Source organism: Huijunlia imazamoxiresistens (assembly GCF_037132455.1).
GTDB lineage: Bacteria > Bacteroidota > Bacteroidia > Chitinophagales > Chitinophagaceae > Flavisolibacter > Flavisolibacter imazamoxiresistens.
The window spans coordinates 232,361-250,936 of the sequence record NZ_JBBBEI010000008.1 but is presented as its reverse complement, the minus strand read 5'-3'; the positions used below and the strand labels follow the sequence as shown (position 1 = coordinate 250,936).

The 18,576-nt window shown below is 55.5% G+C and carries 13 protein-coding genes; 7 read left to right on the top strand and 6 right to left on the bottom strand.

Annotation, left to right across the window (positions count from 1 at the left end; translation table 11 throughout):
• Positions 1-564: 564 nt before the first annotated feature.
• The 5 genes from V9K67_RS12575 to V9K67_RS12555 all read right to left on the bottom strand — a co-directional run bounded on the left by V9K67_RS12575 (position 565) and on the right by V9K67_RS12555 (position 7,574).
• On the bottom strand, positions 565-2,382 hold the full coding sequence (locus tag V9K67_RS12575) for a cytochrome c peroxidase (RefSeq protein ID WP_336722934.1): 1,818 nt from the start codon (positions 2,380-2,382) through the stop codon (positions 565-567).
• Between the two features lie 179 nt (positions 2,383-2,561).
• On the bottom strand, positions 2,562-4,034 hold the full coding sequence (locus tag V9K67_RS12570) for an alkaline phosphatase PhoX (RefSeq protein WP_336722933.1): 1,473 nt from the start codon (positions 4,032-4,034) through the stop codon (positions 2,562-2,564).
• 156 nt (positions 4,035-4,190) lie between these two features.
• Positions 4,191-5,570 (bottom strand): glycoside hydrolase family 1 protein, encoded by a 1,380-nt coding sequence (locus V9K67_RS12565; RefSeq protein WP_336722930.1) that lies wholly within the window; start codon positions 5,568-5,570, stop codon positions 4,191-4,193.
• Positions 5,571-5,680: 110 nt separating this feature from the next.
• Positions 5,681-6,727: a sensor histidine kinase gene (locus V9K67_RS12560; protein WP_336722929.1), complete on the bottom strand. Its 1,047-nt coding sequence runs from the start codon at positions 6,725-6,727 to the stop codon at positions 5,681-5,683.
• 175 nt (positions 6,728-6,902) lie between these two features.
• Positions 6,903-7,574 carry a response regulator transcription factor gene (locus V9K67_RS12555; RefSeq protein ID WP_336722927.1) on the bottom strand — a complete coding sequence of 224 codons (672 nt, stop codon included), beginning with the start codon at positions 7,572-7,574 and terminating at the stop codon, positions 6,903-6,905.
• A gap of 344 nt (positions 7,575-7,918) precedes the next feature.
• On the opposite strand from V9K67_RS12555, the gene V9K67_RS12550 reads away from it, so the two are divergent.
• From V9K67_RS12550 to atpA, 7 genes are all read left to right on the top strand, one after another.
• Entirely contained in the window at positions 7,919-10,147 is a 2,229-nt protein-coding gene (locus tag V9K67_RS12550; protein ID WP_336722925.1) for a hypothetical protein, read from the top strand.
• A 257-nt stretch (positions 10,148-10,404) separates the two neighbouring features.
• A complete protein-coding gene (locus V9K67_RS12545; RefSeq protein WP_336722922.1) occupies positions 10,405-12,066 on the top strand; it encodes an ABC transporter ATP-binding protein in 1,662 nt (553 codons plus the stop codon).
• 390 nt (positions 12,067-12,456) lie between these two features.
• Positions 12,457-13,611, top strand: coding sequence for a F0F1 ATP synthase subunit A (atpB, locus tag V9K67_RS12540; RefSeq protein WP_336722919.1), 1,155 nt, complete (start codon positions 12,457-12,459; stop codon positions 13,609-13,611).
• 38 nt (positions 13,612-13,649) lie between these two features.
• Entirely contained in the window at positions 13,650-13,898 is a 249-nt protein-coding gene (gene atpE / locus V9K67_RS12535) for an ATP synthase F0 subunit C (RefSeq protein ID WP_336722916.1), read from the top strand.
• A gap of 158 nt (positions 13,899-14,056) precedes the next feature.
• Positions 14,057-14,551: a F0F1 ATP synthase subunit B gene (gene atpF / locus V9K67_RS12530; protein WP_336722913.1), complete on the top strand. Its 495-nt coding sequence runs from the start codon at positions 14,057-14,059 to the stop codon at positions 14,549-14,551.
• Between the two features lie 89 nt (positions 14,552-14,640).
• Positions 14,641-15,204 (top strand): ATP synthase F1 subunit delta, encoded by a 564-nt coding sequence (gene atpH, locus V9K67_RS12525; protein WP_336722910.1) that lies wholly within the window; start codon positions 14,641-14,643, stop codon positions 15,202-15,204.
• An 86-nt stretch (positions 15,205-15,290) separates the two neighbouring features.
• Positions 15,291-16,868, top strand: a complete 1,578-nt coding sequence (atpA, locus tag V9K67_RS12520; protein WP_336722908.1) for a F0F1 ATP synthase subunit alpha — start codon at positions 15,291-15,293, stop codon at positions 16,866-16,868.
• Between the two features lie 48 nt (positions 16,869-16,916).
• On the opposite strand, the gene V9K67_RS12515 is transcribed toward atpA, so the two are convergent.
• A complete protein-coding gene (locus tag V9K67_RS12515) occupies positions 16,917-18,341 on the bottom strand; it encodes a PAS domain-containing sensor histidine kinase (RefSeq protein ID WP_336722907.1) in 1,425 nt (474 codons plus the stop codon).
• Between the last annotated feature and the right edge of the window lie 235 nt (positions 18,342-18,576).

Below are 18,576 nucleotides of genomic sequence, written 5' to 3'. Positions count from 1 at the left end.
AAGAGATAAAGAGTATGTATTGAAATTGGTTCGTTATACCGGGTAGATGGTCCCTCTGACAAGGACCAATGGGCTGGCTTTACGTTCACGAACAAGTTTAAGGCTGTCATCCTGAGGACTCATTTGGATGCAACAATCATAAACCTGGTAACGACCTTTAAGACTGTCATGCCGAACGCAGTGAGGCATCCCCTCGGGAAGGGAGGATCATTTCATTTCGAAGGAGGGGTTTATTGTTCCAGAAAAAGACTTTTCAGGCATCGAGGGGATGCCTCCCCCGCTGAGGCGGGGCGGGATCTGCGTTCGGCATGACAGTCTTAAAGGTCGTTACCAGGTTTATGATTGTTTCGCTAAAATGAGCTGGTGGGATTTGTGCGCATCAAAGTATTCCCTGAAACTCTTTGGCATTTGCAAGCCTGCTCCTTATCTCTTAGCATAAAAAAAAGCCCGTTGTAGAAACAACAGGCGTTAACGATTGCTTGCCATATGAATACTCTAGTAATGGCAAATTGCTTGCCAGAAGTTTTTTATTTTGTTTCTCCCCGGCAAAAAGTACAGGGCCGGTTACCGGGAGTAGCTGGTATCGGTAAGCGTTTTCAGGAAGGCTACCAGGGCACCCTTTTCCGGGGCGGTCAGGTGCAGCCGGTCTTCGGGCAGCGTCTGGTTTTCGATCTTCATGCCCATGCCGGCGCCGCCGCCACGGTTATAAAATTCCACCACCTCTTCCAACGTCCGGAACACGCCGTTGTGCATGTACGGAGCCGTCAGCGCAATGTTGCGCAGGGTGGGTGTTTTAAAGGCATGGCGGTGCAGCTCGATCTTGAAAACATTGTATTTCCCCGGGTCTTTATCCAGGCGGGGCTTCACCGTATCGGCGGTGGCCGGCACGCCAATGATCTCGGCGTCGATCTTGTCGCATTGCGGCGGCACCGAGCCGTTGAAAAGAGGAACAAAATGACAGGTGGCGCATTTGGCTTTTCCCATGAACAAATTGAAACCCTCGATTTCCGTGGGGGTCATTGCGGAAAAATCGCCACGCATGTATTGGTCAAATGGGGCATCCAGCGAAGTAAGCGAACGGATATAGGAAGCGATCGCATTGCTGATGGCGTCTTCCGTGGCGGTATCGCCGTATGCCTTCTGAAACAGTTTCCTGTATTCTTCCCGTTGATTGAGCTGTCGCACCGCTTTTTCCAGCGAGCCGCCCATTTCTTCTTTGTTTTCCACCACCTCCCTGATCTGGTCCTCGAGGAAAGCAACGCGGTTGTCCCAGAACAGCGAGGGCTGCAGCCCGGCATTCACCAGTGAGAGGGCATTGCGTTGGAGCGGTTTGCCGTGCACCGACATGCTGGTGGGCAAACCGTCGGTAAAGGCCTTCTGCGGCTGGTGGCAGGTGACGCAGCTTCTTTTGCCGTCGGCCGATAAGCTGTTGTCGTAAAAAAGTGCCCTGCCCAGGGCGATCTTGTCCGCCGTCGTTACTTCAGAGATATTGGGGAGGTAATAGTTGGCGTTGAAAATGCCCTTGGCGAACAGGGTTTTGGCGCCGGCACGAATGGCGCGGGGCTCCTTGAACACGGGGAAGTTCAGTTGCTGCTGCGCCGCCAGCAGGTGCTCCGAGAGCGGGTTCAGGCACTGGGTGATCAGCTGCATGCGGTCAAAGCTGTTGAAGTCCCGGTGTTGCTGCAGGTAAGCCTGCGCCTGCCGGAAGGTGGCCTCCAGCTTCTGGTCCAGCTCGGGGTCGGCCTTTTTTACCTCTTCGCGGTAAAAGGAGTAAGCCTGCTCCAGGGCCTGCAGGCTGGCGGCCGCTTCGGGCAGGCTGTGGCGGGCTACCGGCGAATCGAAGCCGGAAATGCCCAGGGCGATGATGCGGAACACTTCCAGGCGCAGGGCGTCGAACAGGTAGGCGCCGGAGGTTTGGAGGTAATCCGAATTGTTGCGCAGCCGGCCGATATTCGATTTCAGGATTTTACATTGCTGGATGATGGCCGCCTTGCCGCTCCGGTCGTAGGTGGGGAACAGGTATTCTTCCACTACCTGGAAACCCTCCGGTTCGATAATGGTGGTCTTTTGCTCGGGGTCAACCTCGGGAATGGCCGGTCCGTTGATGAATTTGGTGGTATAAGCATTGAAGTACTCGGCCATCCATTCGATCTTTTTATAGGCGGTCCGGGTCTTTTTAAACTGAAGTTGTACCTGCTTTGTCCCGGCGCCGGTTTCGGCCAGCTGGGTGAGCAGGGTCACTTCCCGGGTCAGCAGGGTAAGGTCCTGCTGGTATTGCCGGATCACCAGTTGTTCGGTGGAGAGCTTTTTGGTGCGGCCAAAACTGGCGATAGCAATAGCTCCTGCCAGGCAAACGCAGAAGAGCAACCGCATTTTTTTCATGGTTGAGTGGTATTAGCGTGTTTGGGATTGATTTTCCGGGTGTAACCCGCCACTTTCCGCTTTTCCCGGTCTTTAAATTTACCGAATTACCGGAAGCTTGTCAAGTAGGCCCTATTATAGGAAAACCCCCGGCAGAAATGCCGGGGGAGGAGGTCACAGGGTATGGATTAAAGAAGTATTTAGCGGGGCAGGCCCTTGATGAGAACGATCTCGCTGCCTTGTTTTTCGGTCAGGCGTTTGCTGCCGCCGTCCACGCCGGCAAACCGGGCATCGGTCCAGGAGTGGGGTTGTACGCACAGCACAAAGGTGTTTTCCAGGCCAGTTTCTTCCGATACGTCGAGCAGGGCGCCGTACTCCCAGCTTCCTTTGGCGGAGGTGCCGCCTACGTTGTATTTGGCAGCATCCGGGGCGGTCCTGCGGTGGTCCAGTTCCAGCACCTTTTTCAGCTCGCCGGTGGCGATGTTGTACTGGTAGATGTAGGCGTCGTGGTCTTCGGAGCCGTAGGTGTTCGAGTCTTCCTGGATGTATACGTAGTTGGTGGTCACGCACAGGTTATCGGGGTTCTGGAAGTCGCGGGCCGGGCCGTTGTCGTTGTCGCCGTCGAGGATGCAGGTCAGCTTTCCTTTCAGGGGGTTGCTGGCATCCAGCACCAGCTTGTACACGCGGCCCATGACGGTGCGTGAGCGGTCGGCATTGACGCCCACGGGGTCCTGGCCGGTCACGTTGAAATAGATCTCGCGGTAGTTGGCGGCGCTGCCCTTGCGGGTATCGATATCTTCCACCCGACCGAACTTGATGGCCTGCAGGGGAGCAGCCAGGGCCTGCATCTGGGCGCCGGTGATGGTTTTATGGTTGTCCACCTTCACAAATTCCACGTCGTAGGCGGTGCCGGCGGCCATGTCGGTTTCTTTGGTGTTGCCGTCCACGCGCTTCATCATGTACTGGGTGCCGTTATCCAGGTTGCCCACCGAATGGGACAGGTACAGGGCTACCTGGCCGCCGCTGGCATCGGAGGCGTCCTCACCGGTGAGGATCACGGTCTTGCCGGGGTAGGCTTCCTTGTACAGGGGCACGGCGTTTTCGCCGCTCCAGCGTCCCAGGCCGGGCAGGCCGCGGGGCGTGCTGGGGGTGGAGAAGCTGGCGTAGGGGTCCAGGGCGTGCACCATGGCTTCGGCGCTGCTTTCACCTACCGACAGGTACATGGGGCCGAAACCGTGGCGGGCGGGAGTGGCCATGGTGCCCGAGCACAGGCGCCACTGGCCGCCGTCGGAGTTCAGGGCGTATTCGCCTTTGAAGGGCTTCAGGTTCTTGTCGAGGTACAGTTTGGAAACGGCGTAGTTATCCTCGTTGTTGACCATCATGATAAAGCCGCTGTCGTTCTGGGCCTTAATGAAGCCGGCGCCGTCGGCGGAGCCGCCAAAGCGGAAGTTGGGCAGGGAGTCTTCGCTGCTGATGAGGGTAAACAATTCCAGTCCTTCAAAGCCGGAAAGCTTTTTCAGCAGGGCAGGGGTGGCGGAATAGTTCCGGACCTGGGGAAGGGCGGACCCGGCAGCTGTCGAGGGCGCATCATCATTCTTGCGGCACGCATAGGCCAGGGCGAGGGTGGCCCCCAGGGTGCACAGCACCAGGGGAGTGGCGAACTTCTTATTCATACAATTGGTTTGATGGCCGCGAAATTGCAGGCCCCACGTTACCGCAGAGTTAAGCCAATGTCAACTGTGTGTAAAGACCGCGTGGAGGAATAAGGAATTGGTTCATTGGGATATTGGGAATCAGGGAACAAACTTCTAACCCAGGAACTCAGGAACTCAACTCGTAAACTCGTGAACTTGTGAACCCGTAAACTTTTCCCTCGCTTCCCCCAAAAAGGCCCTTACAAAATGCCCCGAGGCTTTGATGGTGCGCTTTTGCGTGGGGTAGTCTACGTATACCAGGCCGTTGCGGTGGTGGTAGCCGGCGGTCCATTCAAAGCTGTCGGTAAGGCCCTGGTGGAAAAAGCCGTGTACCGGTACGCCCTCTTTTTTTGCCCGCAGCACCTGTTCGAGGTGGGCGTTCAGGTAGCGGATGCGGCCCTCGTCCTGCACCTGCCCGTTGTGCAGGCTGTCGTCGAAGGTAGCGCCGTTTTGGGCTACCAGGAGGCTTTTGACCTGGGGGTAGGCGGCAAACCGTTTCAGCTGGTGGTAGATGCTCTGGGGGCGGATCTCCCGGTGGCGGGCGGTCAGGGGCACCTTGCGGTCGGCGGCCTTTACGATCCGGGCGTGGAGGTAGGGCATGACGCGGCTGTATTTGACCACCTCGCGGGAATAGTGCTGCAGGCAAAAGAAGTCCATGTCGAAGCGGAGCGCTTTTTCGTCTTCGGGGCGCAGGAAGGGTTCGAGGTGGTGCAGGAAGTCCAGTTCCCCGAAGGGGTAGCCAAGGCCCAGCAGGGGTTCCAGGAACAGGCGGTGGAACAGGGCGTCTGCTTTGAGGGCCGCCTCGCCGGCGGTTTTGCTGTCGTCGGCCGGCTCGAACTGGACGGAAGAAAGCGCCGTGCCCACCTTTAGGTTGCGGTTCACCGATTTAAGCACCTGCCCGCCCAGCGACTGGCAGAGGGCCGCGTGGTGGGCGGCGGCCAGGAAGTTGGTCAGGCCCTTGCGGCCCGGGGCATGGGTGCCCAGGAAGTAGCCGGCGCCGGTAAAGACCACCGGTTCGTTCAGGACGGTCCAGTGCTTTACGCGGTCGCCGAAGCGCCGGGCGCAGGTCTCCACGTAGCGGGCAAACCAGTCCAGGATGTTGCGGTTGGTCCAGCCGCCTTCCCGTTCCAGGGCATGGGGCAGGTCCCAGTGGTAGAGGGTGATCCAGGGTTCGATCTCCATTTCCAGGCAGAAGTCGATGATGCGGTCGTAAAAGTCCAGGCCGGCTACGTTTCTGCCGCCGGTGCCGTTGGGGAAGATGCGGGGCCAGGAGAGGGAGAAGCGGAAGTGGCGGCAGTTCAGGTAGTGCAGCAGCAGGATGTCGTGCAGGTAGTGGTTGTGGAAGTCGCAGGAGACCTGCGGGTGGTGGCCGCCGGCAGTAGTGCCGGGCAGGGACGAAAAGACATCCCAGATCGATAAGCCTTTTCCTTCCTCGATGTAGCCGCCTTCCGTCTGGCAGGCCGATGAAGCGATGCCCCAGAAGAAGTTCTTCCCGAAATCGTTGACATGTATCATGCAGTATCTTATTAGCGCAATTCGTTAGGGCCTTCCAAGGGAGGCTTCTTCAAAGAACGTCCGGGAGTATGAAGCGAAGGTTATGGCAGGTTTATGGAAAGGTTAAAGGCCTATCCCTTGGCGTCGAGGGTAAAGCCGATGGTGGTGCCGACGGCTTCCTTGCTGCGCACGTGGATGCCGTGGCCATGCGCCTCGATGATGTGTTTGCAGATGGCCAGCCCGAGGCCGGTACCGGTAATGCTGCGGTTGCGCCCTTCGGGGGAGCGGTAGAAGCGTTCGAAAATGCGGTTCAGGTTCTTTTCCGGGATGCCCATGCCGTCGTCGGAAATCTCGATAAGGATGTTGTTGTCGTCGGTATTGTACATGCTGGCGGTGGTATGGCCACTGATGCGGCCGTACTTGATGGAGTTGTCCACCAGGTTGATGATGACCTGCCGGATCTTTTCCTTGTCGGCAAACACGGCCATGGGTTTTTCGCACCCTTTTTTAATGGAAAAGGAGATGTGCTGCTGTTCGGCCTTGAGTGACAGGCTTTCGAAAACCTCCCGCACCAGGTCCTGGATGACGAAGGTCTGCTTGCTCAGGCGGAGCTCGCCCCGTTCCAGCTTGGAGATCTCGTCCAGGTCCTGGATGAGGTGTACCAGGCGGTCGACGTTCTTGCCGGCCTTTTCCAAAAAGCGCTTGTTCACGTCGGGGTTCTCCATGGCGCCCGCCAGCAGGGTGTCCACATAGCCCTGGATGGCAAAGACCGGGGTTTTGAACTCGTGCGACAGGTTTTGCAAAAATTCCTTGCGGAACGACTCGTTCCGTTTCAGCACCTCGATCTCCTTTTTGCGCTGCTCGGCCCAGGCTTCCACGTCTTCCCGCACGTCTTCAATGCTTTTCTGGGGCAGGATATATTTATAGTACATCTCTTCCTTGCGGTTGGCCTTGGTCTGGTAGATGAATTTATAGATGAGCTTGATCTTCCGGTAGATAAAGCGCTGGAAGATGGCGAGGATCAGGGCGAAGCTGCCCATGAAAAAGACCGCGAAGGCGCCCCCTGCCCAAGACCATTTGCCGCTCAGAAAGAAAACGAACAGGCCTGCCGGCACCGACAGGATCAGGGCGGTAAGAGCGGAGAGTTGGCGGGGGGACAAATTTTCTTTATCGAGCATCAGCTTCTTTAGAGTTTACGAGTTCACAAGTTCACGAGTTCACAAGTTCAGTTCCGGAGCTCAGAGGAAACTACAAAAGTCTTCAAGACTTTTGTAGTTTGGCGTTCCTGCAGGTTACTTCCCGGCGGCGTTACGCCAACTTTGGAACTCGTGAACTTGTAAACTCTGGAACTTCTCAGAGTTCAAACTTATAACCGACCCCTTTGACGGTGGTAATGCAGTCGAGGTCGAGTTTCTGGCGGATCTTGCGGATGTGGACGTCGATGGTGCGGTCCCCGACGATGACGTCGTTACCCCAGATCTGGCTGAGGATCTCGTTGCGCAGGAATACCCGGCCGGGTTTGGAGGCCAGCAGGTACAGCAGCTCGAATTCCTTCTTGGCCAGCACGAAATCCTTTCCTTCGTATTCCACCACGTAGCGTTCGGGGTCGATCTTCAGCCCGCTGACCGTCACGGCCTTGGTCTCTTCCTTGTGGATGCGGCGGAACATGGAGTTGACCTTGCTCAGGAAAACCTTCGGACTGATGGGCTTGCTGATGTAGTCGTCGGCGCCGGTGGTCAGGCCCCGGATCTGGGTGGCGTCATCGCTCAGGGCGGTGAGGAACATGATAAAGGTATCTTTGAAGGCGGTCTGGGCCCGCAGGATCTCGCAAACCTCCATGCCCGATTTTTTCGGCATCATGATGTCCAGGATGATCAGGTCGGGCGACGCCTGCTTGGCTTTCTCAATGGCGTCATCGCCGTCTATGGCCGTCACCACGTCGTATCCTTCCGTTAACAGATTGTATTTCAGGATCTCAATGATGTCCGGCTCGTCATCGGCGATCAGGATTCTTCCGGTGCTCATGTTCATGGTGGGGATGTTTGGGCAAACCTACAGGAAAAAGGCCGGAAAGGGGATTAGTTAATAATTTCTTAACCTGTAACGAATTCATTGGCATGAACAAATTGCCAATTGGTAATAAGCAATAGGCAATTGGCAAGAATCCGGGCCAGGAAGCGTTCATCATTTCCGTAAAGGAGGGCCCATTGTCTATTGCCTATTGCCCAGTGCTTATTGCCAATTGGCAATTTTTCTAAGGTGGAGCAATCTTTGCTGAGCTTGTAGCGTTGGTGCTTTAGCGACGATCTTATAAATCTTTAAGATTTTGCTTTACCTTATAGTGGTTTCCACGGTATTAAATTTGTACTATGAGCCCCATGCATGCAACTTTACGAACCCTGTTCGCCAGCATCCTGCTTTTCGGTTGGTTGTACCCCCAGGCCCAGGAACCGAAGGACAAGGATCTGAAAAACTTTAAACCCCATATCAGCCGGCAGCTCTTTCACAGCTACGTGGACCAACAGCAGAAAAAAGCCCTGGATGCCGACGGCCGCATGGACCACCTTTTTTACAACGGCCCCGACGAGGAGGTGAACTTTATGATCACCGACGCCCTGACCAAGAAAGTGGACCGGCTCCAGTACAAGATCGAATACGACAGCACCATCGCCCATAACAAAAAGCTGATATACCTGCGGGGCATGGAAAACATGCTCAAAACCTTCACCCAGCGGGTAAAAGGCCGCAGCATGAACGCCAATATCTGGCCCTCGGTCATTAACCTGTACGAGGTGGCCATCAATAAAGATAAGCGCGGCGAGTCCATTGCCGACATGATCAGCCGCAACAACGACGTGGTCGGCGACCTGCTCGTGGGCAGCCGGGCCTTCGACGCCAACCCCGGCTACCTGGCCATCAAGCAGGAAGTGCTGCGCAAATTCTGCATCGCCAATCCCGACAAGATCCTGTATACCTTAAAGGATAACCCCGACCTGCCGTTCCGGGACAGCCTGATCCTGATCGCCGCCTATAAATATCCCAACCAGCTGTACGACTATGCCGCGGCCAGCAACAAGCTGGGCTACGCCATTCGTAAGCTCAACGATCCGATCGTTAAAACAATTTCCCGCATGGCCACCAGCGGCGGCAGCGGCCAGATCTACCTGCCCTTCCTGGACAACATCCTGAAAGGCAAGATCACCTTCGACGAAATCGATGCCGTGAAAAACGACAGCCTGGCTTATTACCGCCTGCTGGTGAAAACCCGCCTGGACTATGTCCAGCGCCTCCAGGCCAAGGATACCATCTACCAGCTCCAGGCGCTGACCAAGATGCTGGCCAAAAAAGGCAAGGACGTCTTTATCCGCACCATCAATGGCCTGCACGAAGAGCTGGACCCCGTGCGCTTCAAGATCCTGCAGCCCCTGACTGCCCAGGAATTGTACTACCTGATCGTTTTCGGCGAGGAAGAGATCTATACCTCCAGCTATACCCGGGGCGTCTACCCCCAGATGATGGCCAAGATCGGCAACCACGGCGACTCGCTGATGCTCAGCGTGCGGTTCGACCATTTTAAGAAATTCATCAAAATGGCGGCGGCCTACAACACCCTCAACGGCTTCCTGAACACCTTTGCCAAAAAAGGCGATGCCCAGCAGCTGATGACCGCCTTTGTCAACGGCCTGGAAAAATCGGCCGGGCTGGAAGAAGGGGTGGACGTGGCCGACAGCTACGTGAGCATAGCTGAGCACAACAAGCCCCTGGCTGAGTTCGTGCTGAACCTCACCAAGTCCAACTTCGAAAAGAACCAGCAGCAGAACAACCGCCGCGGCGCCGTCATGTACAACCTGCTGTACAAGCTGTTCCTGTCGGCCGATACCTCCAACAACGTCGACCTGTCGCAGGAGTTCGGCATCCCGCCGGTGTACAAGGTGTCCTATAATTCCCTGGCCAACGAAGAGCAGAAAGTAGTGATGCAGGTGTTCTTTTACGGCGACGAGGACGGCGTGTTCAACTATAAGCGCTTTATTCCCAAATTCTCCAATGCCGGCTGGAACATCGTGACCAATCCCACCGACCAGTGGGTGACCATCAGCTCGACGAAGGGCAAGCCCATCGTCATTTACGTCAACAAACCCCTGCCCCAGGAGGACGACCAGGACGAAAAGGCCCAGAAGGCCCTGTGCAGCTGGCTGGAGGAGAACGGCGTGCAGCCCACCGTGATCGTGCACCGCGGCCACAGCTACTTCGCCCCGTCCACCATCGCCAAGATCCCGTCCTCGGCCAAGATCGTCTTTTTGGGTTCCTGCGGCGGCTTCCACCTGATCCACGACGTGCTGACCCACGCCTCGGACGCCCATATCATTGCCTCGAAGCAGATCGGTAAAACCGTCATCAACGAGCCCTTCCTGGACCTGCTGATGGATAAGCTCCGCACCGGCAGCAATATCGACTGGATCCCCTTCTGGCACGAGTTCGGCAAAATGGTCAGCGTCAAAGACGGCTTTGGCGACTATATCCCGCCGCACAAAAACCTGGGCGCCATCTTTATTAAAGCTTATTCGAACCAGATGGGCGAGAACCTGGCGAATGAATAAGCTGAGTAGTTCCTGAGTTTCTGAGTTCCTAAGTTCCTGAGTTAAGGGGCACCTGCCGAGAAAATACAACCCGGAGTGACGCTAACTCAGGAACTTAGGAACTCAGAAACTCAGGAACTTTTTACCTTCGCGGAACTAAAGAAGAGGAACTTAATTTGAGCAGTAATCCATCCAAGAGCTTTTTCGATGTCCAGCTATTAAAACGAGTACTCCAGTTTGCCCGGCCTTATCGAAACAGGTTCTACCTGTCCGTATTCATGGCCATTGTGCTGGCGGCCTTTACCCCCATCCGCCCCTACCTCATCCAGCTGACCGTGGATAAATATATCCGCAACAATGTCGCCCAGGCGGTCATTAATATTACGATTATCCAGATCCTGTTCCTGCTGCTGGAAACCGGCCTTCGGTTCTGGTTTTCCTTTCTCACCTCCTGGCTGGGCCAGTCGGTGGTGAAAGATTTACGGGTGACCGTCTATAAAAAGGTGCTGCACCTCAACCTGCGCCAGTTCGACCGCACCCCCATCGGCACCCTCACTACCCGCACGGTGGACGATATCGAGCGGGTGAACGATATTTTTTCCGACGGCCTCATCCCCATCTTTGCCGACCTGCTCTCCATCGTATGCGTGCTGGGGGTGATGGTGTGGATGGACTGGCGCCTGACCCTGGTGTGCCTCATCCCGTTTCCCATACTGCTGCTGGCCACCCATTATTTCCGCAAAAGCGTCAATAAGTCCTTCCATGCCGTGCGGAATGCCGTATCCAACCTCAACGCCTTTGTGCAGGAACACCTGACCGGCATGCAGATCGTGCAGGCCTTTGCCCGCGAGGAAAAGGAATTCGGCAAGTTCCGCCAGATCAACAAGGAGCACCGCAATGCCAACATCCACGCCATCTTCGCCTATTCGGTCTTTTTTCCCGTGGTGGAGATCATCCTGGCCACCTCCATGGGCCTGATCGTCTGGTGGGGCTCGGGGCAGCGGCTGGATGCCGGCATCCTGGTGGCCTTTATCCAGTACCTCAACCTGATCTTTCGCCCGCTGCGGGTGATCGCCGATAAGTTCAACGTGCTGCAGATGGGCATCATCGCCAGCGACCGGGTGTTCAAGGTGCTCGACAACGACGACTTTATCCCGCCTGCGGCCGGAGGGGCCTATGCGCCTGCCGGTTCCCTGCGGGGAAAGATCGACTTCGACCGGGTGTGGTTTGCCTATACCGGCGACAAGTATGTGCTCAAAGACGTCAGCTTCGTGGTGGAGCCCGGGCAGACGGTAGCCATCGTCGGGCATACCGGTAGCGGCAAGACCACCATCATCAGCCTGCTGAACCGCCTCTACGAGATCAATAAAGGCCAGATCCGCATCGACGACGTGCCGGTGGAGGACTTCCGGCTCGACCGGCTGCGCCGCAATATCGGCGTGGTGCTGCAGGACGTCTTCCTGTTTTCGGGTTCGGTCATGGACAACATCAGCCTGCGCAACCCCGACATTTCCCCCGCCCGGGTGGAGGAGGCGGCCCGGCTGATCGGCATGCACGACTTTATCATGAGCCTGCCCGGCGGCTATAATTATAATGTCATGGAGCGGGGCGCCACCCTTTCGCTGGGCCAGCGGCAACTGCTGTCCTTTATCCGGGCCCTGCTGTACGATCCCTCCATCCTGATCCTGGACGAGGCTACCTCTTCCATTGATACCGAAAGCGAACTACTGATTGAAAAGGCTATTCATACCCTTATTGCCGGCCGTACCTCTATTATTATTGCCCACCGGCTCTCCACCATCCAGCGGGCCGACAAGATCATCGTGCTGGACAAGGGCGAGGTGAAGGAGGTCGGGTCGCACAGCGAGCTCCTGGAAAAGGGCGGCTTTTACGCGAAGCTGCACCAGATGCAGTTCGACAAAAAGCAAACGCTGGTCTGAACGGACCGCCGGCACTGTCCTGCACGATCCTGCACTTCCCGGTAGCCGGGCAGGATGGATGGGGTGTGCGGGGTGGGCCGTAGTTGCATGAAATTTTTATTAAATGTTACTCGTTTACTTATCTGTCTGGGGTATTTTCTCTTAAAGAAAAGAAATAATTAACGAAAAAATAGAAACGGGTCGGTTATTGGGGTAGTAATTGCCAATATATAGCATTAATGAAAAAACTATTATGGCAGAGATTTTCCCGTCATTCTGACAATGTTGGGGTGGGGCGACGAATCCCGAAAGGGCAGAGCGCGAGGGTCAGAATTATCTGTTTAAAGAACAAATTCTGCACATTAAATCAACAGTGCTTCCTTATCTTTGCGGCAAATTTCAAAACAGGATATGATCTCTAAACGTGTGAAACGCTTGTTGGTAGCGGCTTTCAGCTTAATCAGCTTTACTTTCGGCTCTCCTACATTTGCCCAGGAACACCACGAAGGCGAAACTGCCCACGAAGAGCAGGTTCATCTGGAAGGGGGCGAAGAAGCTCATGAAGAAAACAAATTCGATGCCAACGAAGTTATCTTCGGACACGTTCTGGATGCTCACGAATTTCACTTCTTTTCCTACGAAGGCAGCGACGGCCAGGAGCACCACGCCACCCTGCCCCTGCCCGTAATCTTATACTCGCCCCAGAAAGGCCTCTCTACCTTCAGCTCCGCCCGTTTCCACCACGGACACGAGGAAGTGGACGGCTACCGCCTGGTAGAAAACAAGGTGGTTCCGGTAGAAGAAGGCGTGCAGGTATACGACTTCTCGCTGACCCGCAACGTCGTGCAGATGATCCTCGCCCTTATCGTGCTGGTAGTGGTGATGATCAACGTCGCTAAAAAATACAGCAAAGGCCAGGGCGTGACTACCGCTCCTAAAGGCTTCCAGAATGCGATCGAGCCGGTGATCACGTTTGTGCGTGACGAGGTGGCTAAGCCCAACCTGGGTAATAAGTACCTGAAGTACATGCCCTACCTGCTGACCGTATTCTTCTTTATCCTCATCAACAACATTTTCGGCCTGATCCCCGGATCGGCCAACGTAACCGGCAACATCGCCTTTACGCTGGTGCTGGGTGTGATCTCCTTCCTGGTCATCACCTTCAGCGGTAACAAGCACTACTGGAGCCACATCTTCAACCCGCCCGTTCCCGGCGGCGTGAAAGCCATCATGATCCCGGTAGAGATCCTGGGCATGTTCACCAAGCCCTTCGCCCTGATCGTCCGTCTGTTTGCCAACATGCTGGCCGGTCACATCATCATCATCTGTCTGATCTCCCTGATCTTCATCTTCGGTAACCTGAGCAAAGGTGTAGGCGCCGGCTTCTCGGTGATCTCCATCGGCTTCTCCGTATTCATTTATTTCATCGAGATCCTGGTAGCCTTTATCCAGGCCTTCATCTTCACCAACCTGACGTCGGTATTCATCGGCCAGGCCATTGAAGAGGCCCACCACGGCGACGACCACGGACACGGACATCACGACGAACCCGTATACGGAGCCTAATCAACGTTTTTTCATTAATCATTTATAAAAGCACAATTATGGATTTAATCACTGTTTTGTTGAGCACTGTAGCCTGGGCTAATGCTGGTGGCGCTTTAGGTGCAGGTATCGCTGCAATCGGCGCTGGTATCGGTATCGGTCAAATCGGCCGCGGCGCGGTAGAATCTATCGCCCGTCAGCCGGAGGCTGCTAACGACATCCGTGCAAACATGATCCTGACTGCAGCCTTTATCGAGGGTGTATGTCTGTTTGCCGTAATTGCCGGTATCCTGGCAATGTTCGTATAGGCCAACTAAAAAAGCTAACGGCACCCCAAGCACAGGGCGAACGGGTGCCGTTACTTCCAAACCCCCGGTTTGGCAACAGTATTGAAAACAAACGAATGGAGGTGGAAGGGCAACCCGAAGCCGCTTGCAAAACGAATCTTTAAACTAGAAATTATCATATGAGTCTGCTCACACCCGCATTGGGCTTGATCTTCTGGACGCTGGTAGCGTTCATTATTGTGTTGATTGTCCTCCGCAAATTCGCCTGGAAACCCATTCTGGCTTCCCTGGGCGAGCGCGAACGTACCATTGCCGATTCGCTGGAAAGCGCCAAGCGCGTAAAGGCGGAGATGGCCCAGCTGAAAAGCGAGAACGAAGAACTGATGGCCAAGGCCCGCGAAGAAAGATCCGTGATGCTGAAAGAAGCCCGCGAAACCAAAGACCGCATTGTAAACGAAGCCAAGGAGCAGGCGAAAGCCGAAGCTTCCAAGATCATCGCTGAAGCCCAGCAGGCTATCCAGGCCCAGAAAATGGCAGCCCTAACCGACGTGAAAAACCAGGTAGGCCAGCTCGCCATCGAGGTGACCGAAAAGATCCTGCGCAAGCAGCTGTCGACCACGGAAGCCCAGGAAGCCCACATCAAAGGCCTGGTAGGAGAGGTGAAATTAAATTAATCAACCAGGACCCGGCACCGCATTTCAAGGCACAAGAACCAACCCTTGTGCCTTGAGCTCGAAAGGCCGGTCCCTGAAATTTCATAAAAATGCTTAATCCACGTTTAGCAGCAAGGTACGCGAAGTCGTTGATCGACCTGGCACAGGAACAGGGCCAGCTGGAAAAAGTTTATGCCGACATGGTGCTGCTGCAGAACATTACCCGCAGCAACCGCGAATTTCTGAACTTCCTGCGCAGCCCCATCATCAGCGCCGACAAGAAAGAAAAGATCCTGACGGCCGTGATGGGCACCAAGGTGGGCCCCCTGACGGCCGCCTTTGCCAAGCTGCTGGTCAATAAAAGCCGCGAATCGGCCCTGCCCGAGATCATCACCGCCTTTATCCAGCAATACAAGGACATCAAAGGCATCCGCACGGTGAAGCTGACCACCGCCGCTCCCATCAGCGAAGCGGTAAAGAACGCCATCGTGGAGCAGGTGAAGAAAGCCGGCAACATCAAGAACCTCGACCTGGAGACCAGCGTGAACGAAAAGCTCATCGGCGGTTTCGTACTCCAGACCGGCGACAAGATGGTCGACGTTTCCATTGCCCACGACCTGAAGGAAATCGAACGCCAGTTCCAGAACAACGATTTTATTTATAATATCAGGTAAGAAAAGGGCTGCGGCCTTTTTTTTCGTGAAGGAACAACTATTCAACTAACAATTTTTTCAACTTTACTTTATAATTAATAAAAATCATGGTAGAAATTAAACCAGATGAGATAAGTGCCATACTGCGTCAGCAGTTGAGCAACTTCAACGCCTCTGCCGACCTGGAAGAAGTAGGTACGGTACTCCAGGTAGGTGACGGTATTGCCCGTGTGTACGGCCTGGGTAATGTTCGTTATGGTGAACTGGTGGAATTTGAAAACGGTGTGCGCGCTATTGCCCTGAACCTTGAAGAAGACAACGTAGGTGTTGTATTGATGGGTGAAATGGGTGTGATCCAGGAAGGCGCCAAAGTACGCCGCACCGGCCAGATCGCCTCTATCAAAGTTGGCGAAGGCATGGTTGGCCGCGTAGTCAACACCCTGGGCGAACCGATCGACGGTAAAGGCCCCATCGCCGGTCAGCGTTACGAAATGCCCCTGGAGCGTAAAGCCCCGGGCGTAATTTACCGCGAGCCGGTTAAAGAACCCCTGCAAACAGGTATCAAAGCCATCGACGCCATGATCCCCATCGGTCGTGGTCAGCGTGAGCTGGTGATCGGCGACCGTCAAACCGGTAAGAGCGCCATCTGTATCGATACCATCATCAACCAAAAAGAGTTCTACGACGCAGGCAAGCCTGTGTATTGCATATACGTAGCCATTGGCCAGAAAGCCTCCACCATCGCCGGTGTTATGAAGACCCTGGCCGATGCCGGCGCCATGGACTACACCGTTATCGTAGCCGCCTCCGCTTCCGAGCCCGCTCCCCTGCAGTTCTACGCTCCCTTCGCTGGTGCTGCCATCGGTGAGTTCTTCCGCGATACCGGACGCCCGGCCCTGATCATTTATGATGACCTGTCCAAGCAGGCCGTAGCCTACCGCGAGGTGTCGCTGCTGCTGCGTCGCCCGCCCGGCCGCGAAGCCTATCCCGGTGACGTATTCTACCTGCACAGCCGTCTGCTGGAGCGCGCCGCCAAGGTGATCAACAACGACGAAGTGGCCAAGGAAATGAACGACCTGCCGGAAAGCATCCGTCACCTGGTAAAAGGTGGTGGCTCGCTGACCGCCCTGCCGATCATCGAAACCCAGGCCGGTGACGTATCCGCCTACATCCCGACCAACGTGATCTCCATCACCGATGGCCAGATCTTCCTGGAAGGTAACCTGTTCAACGCCGGTATCCGTCCCGCCATCAACGTGGGTATCTCGGTAAGCCGCGTAGGTGGTAACGCCCAGATCAAATCCATGAAGAAGGTAGCCGGTACCCTGAAGCTCGACCAGGCCCTCTACCGCGAGATGGAAGCCTTCTCCAAGTTCGGTGGCGACCTCGACCCCGCTACCAAGCTGGTACTGGACAAAGGTGCCCGTAACGTGGAGATCCTGAAACAGCCCCAGTATTCTCCCTTCTCCGTAGAAAAGCAAGTAGCCATCATTTACCTGGGTACCCAGGGCCTGTTGCGCAACGTGCCGGTGAGGAAAGTACGCGAGTTTGAAGAACAATTCCTGCTGGAAATGGAAAACAAACTGCCCGATGTACTGGCTGAGTTCAAGAAAGGCAACCTGCCCGAAGCCGGTGTGAAGAAGATGGTGGAGCTGGCAAACAGCATCATCGCCCAGTACAAATAAGTACATAACTTCCTATAATAAAAAAAGGCGGCCTTCGGGCCGCTTTTTTTATTGGGGCTGGCGCGGAAGGAACACGGAAAGGGTGCAGCCCTCTGCCGGCTGCGACTGGATCCAGACGTTGCCTTGCAACAGGGCCACCCGGCTGCGGATGTTCTTCAGGCCGATGCCCGCTCCCACCACGGAGGTGTCGAAGCCTTTGCCGTCGTCCTTCAGGCGCACCTCCACCGCATCGGGGCCGGCGGCCAGGTGCAGCCATACGTTGGCGGCTTCGGCATGCTTGCTGATGTTGTTCATCTGTTCCTGCACGATCCGGAAAACGGTCGACTGGATGTCGGGGTGCAGCTGTTCCAGGTCGCCTTCGGTGGACAGGTGGACGGCAAATTTATTGGCCAGCAGGTAGGGCTGCAGGGAGTTCTGTATGGCGCTCAGTAGCCCGATTTCCCGCACCGGTGGCGCCGCCAGGGAGCGGGAAAGCAGCCGGATCTCCTCCATGGCCCGGGCAATCTGCTCAATGGATTTTTCCAGCAGGGAACCGCAGATGTCGGGCCGTACCAGCGCCAGCTCCAGGAACATCTTGGTGCTGGCGAGGACCTGGTTCACGTTGTCGTGCAGCTCCTTGCCAATATGCTGCCGTTCTTTTTCCAGGGCGGCCAGGGAGGTCTGGGTGATCTTGCGCTGCTCCTGGACCTTTTGCCGCGTCAGCCGTTCCTGGAGCCTGATTTTATCGGTGATATCGTTGACGGTCGTCAGCCGGACGCGCTGGCCCTGGTAATCGACCCGGGTGGTGATCAGTTCCACTTTTATTTGTTCGCCGTTTTTTTTGAGGTGGGTGCCCATCAGCCGGAGGGTGCCTTTTTCGGTCCGCAGGCGCCGGGCCGTCCGGTGGAAGGCCGGGTGGTCTTCGGGGGGCCGGATATCGTACAGCGTCAGGCGGAGGAATTCCTCGCGGCTGTAGCCATAATGCCCGACGGCGGCATCGTTCACGTCTACCAGGCGCAGGTGCTCCAGCTCGTAGATCAATTGGGGCAGGGGCGCATTGTTGAACAGCGTTTCATAACGGTCGCAGGCTTCCTTGAGCCGTTGCTCGTTCCTCTTTTTGTCCGTAATGTCCTTGGCCACAGCATAGATCAGTCCTTCCTTTTCCACCAGGGTCGACGACCACGACAGCCAGATATATTCCCCTGTTTTTGTCCGGTACCGGTTTTCAAAGGACCCCGATTTCTGTCCCTGGCGGACAGCATGGCTTTCCAATTGGGTTTTATGGCGGTCGTCAGGGTGTATCAGGTCCATAAAGGGTAGGGCCAGCAGCTCCTCCTCGGTAAAACCCAGGAGGGCGGAGAAAGCGGGATTGACCTTTTTAAAGTAGCCGTTCGTACCGGCAATGCAGAACAGGTCGATGGAAAGGCTGAAGAACTGCGCAGTGTCAAAAGCGGTGTTGGAAAAGTGGTGTTCAGGGTCGAAGGATTGATTCATGGTAAGGTTATGCGTTTATCTATTTCCGGAACCAGCCTGCGTCCGGGCATGGCGGCGCCATGTGAAATGACAAGCCAAAATAGGAAAAACAGGCAGCTCCGGCCGGCAAGGAAAAATTAAAAGAAAGACAATTATGTGAAACTTTTGCGAACCTGTAAGTAGAATTTCTTAAACGAAACGAGGGCAAGTCCATAGCTAACTGGGGAAACCGCCCTAAGGATTCCGGGAACATAAC

Coding starts and splice junctions, on each gene's coding strand:
- V9K67_RS12575 (WP_336722934.1), bottom strand. CDS start 2,382: ATGAAAAAAATGCGGTTGCTCTTCTGCGTTTGCCTGGCAGGAGCTATT.
- V9K67_RS12570 (WP_336722933.1), bottom strand. CDS start 4,034: ATGAATAAGAAGTTCGCCACTCCCCTGGTGCTGTGCACCCTGGGGGCC.
- V9K67_RS12565 (WP_336722930.1), bottom strand. CDS start 5,570: ATGATACATGTCAACGATTTCGGGAAGAACTTCTTCTGGGGCATCGCT.
- V9K67_RS12560 (WP_336722929.1), bottom strand. CDS start 6,727: ATGCTCGATAAAGAAAATTTGTCCCCCCGCCAACTCTCCGCTCTTACC.
- V9K67_RS12555 (WP_336722927.1), bottom strand. CDS start 7,574: ATGAGCACCGGAAGAATCCTGATCGCCGATGACGAGCCGGACATCATT.
- V9K67_RS12550 (WP_336722925.1), top strand. CDS start 7,919: ATGAGCCCCATGCATGCAACTTTACGAACCCTGTTCGCCAGCATCCTG.
- V9K67_RS12545 (WP_336722922.1), top strand. CDS start 10,405: ATGGCCATTGTGCTGGCGGCCTTTACCCCCATCCGCCCCTACCTCATC.
- atpB (WP_336722919.1), top strand. CDS start 12,457: ATGATCTCTAAACGTGTGAAACGCTTGTTGGTAGCGGCTTTCAGCTTA.
- atpE (WP_336722916.1), top strand. CDS start 13,650: ATGGATTTAATCACTGTTTTGTTGAGCACTGTAGCCTGGGCTAATGCT.
- atpF (WP_336722913.1), top strand. CDS start 14,057: ATGAGTCTGCTCACACCCGCATTGGGCTTGATCTTCTGGACGCTGGTA.
- atpH (WP_336722910.1), top strand. CDS start 14,641: ATGCTTAATCCACGTTTAGCAGCAAGGTACGCGAAGTCGTTGATCGAC.
- atpA (WP_336722908.1), top strand. CDS start 15,291: ATGGTAGAAATTAAACCAGATGAGATAAGTGCCATACTGCGTCAGCAG.
- V9K67_RS12515 (WP_336722907.1), bottom strand. CDS start 18,341: ATGAATCAATCCTTCGACCCTGAACACCACTTTTCCAACACCGCTTTT.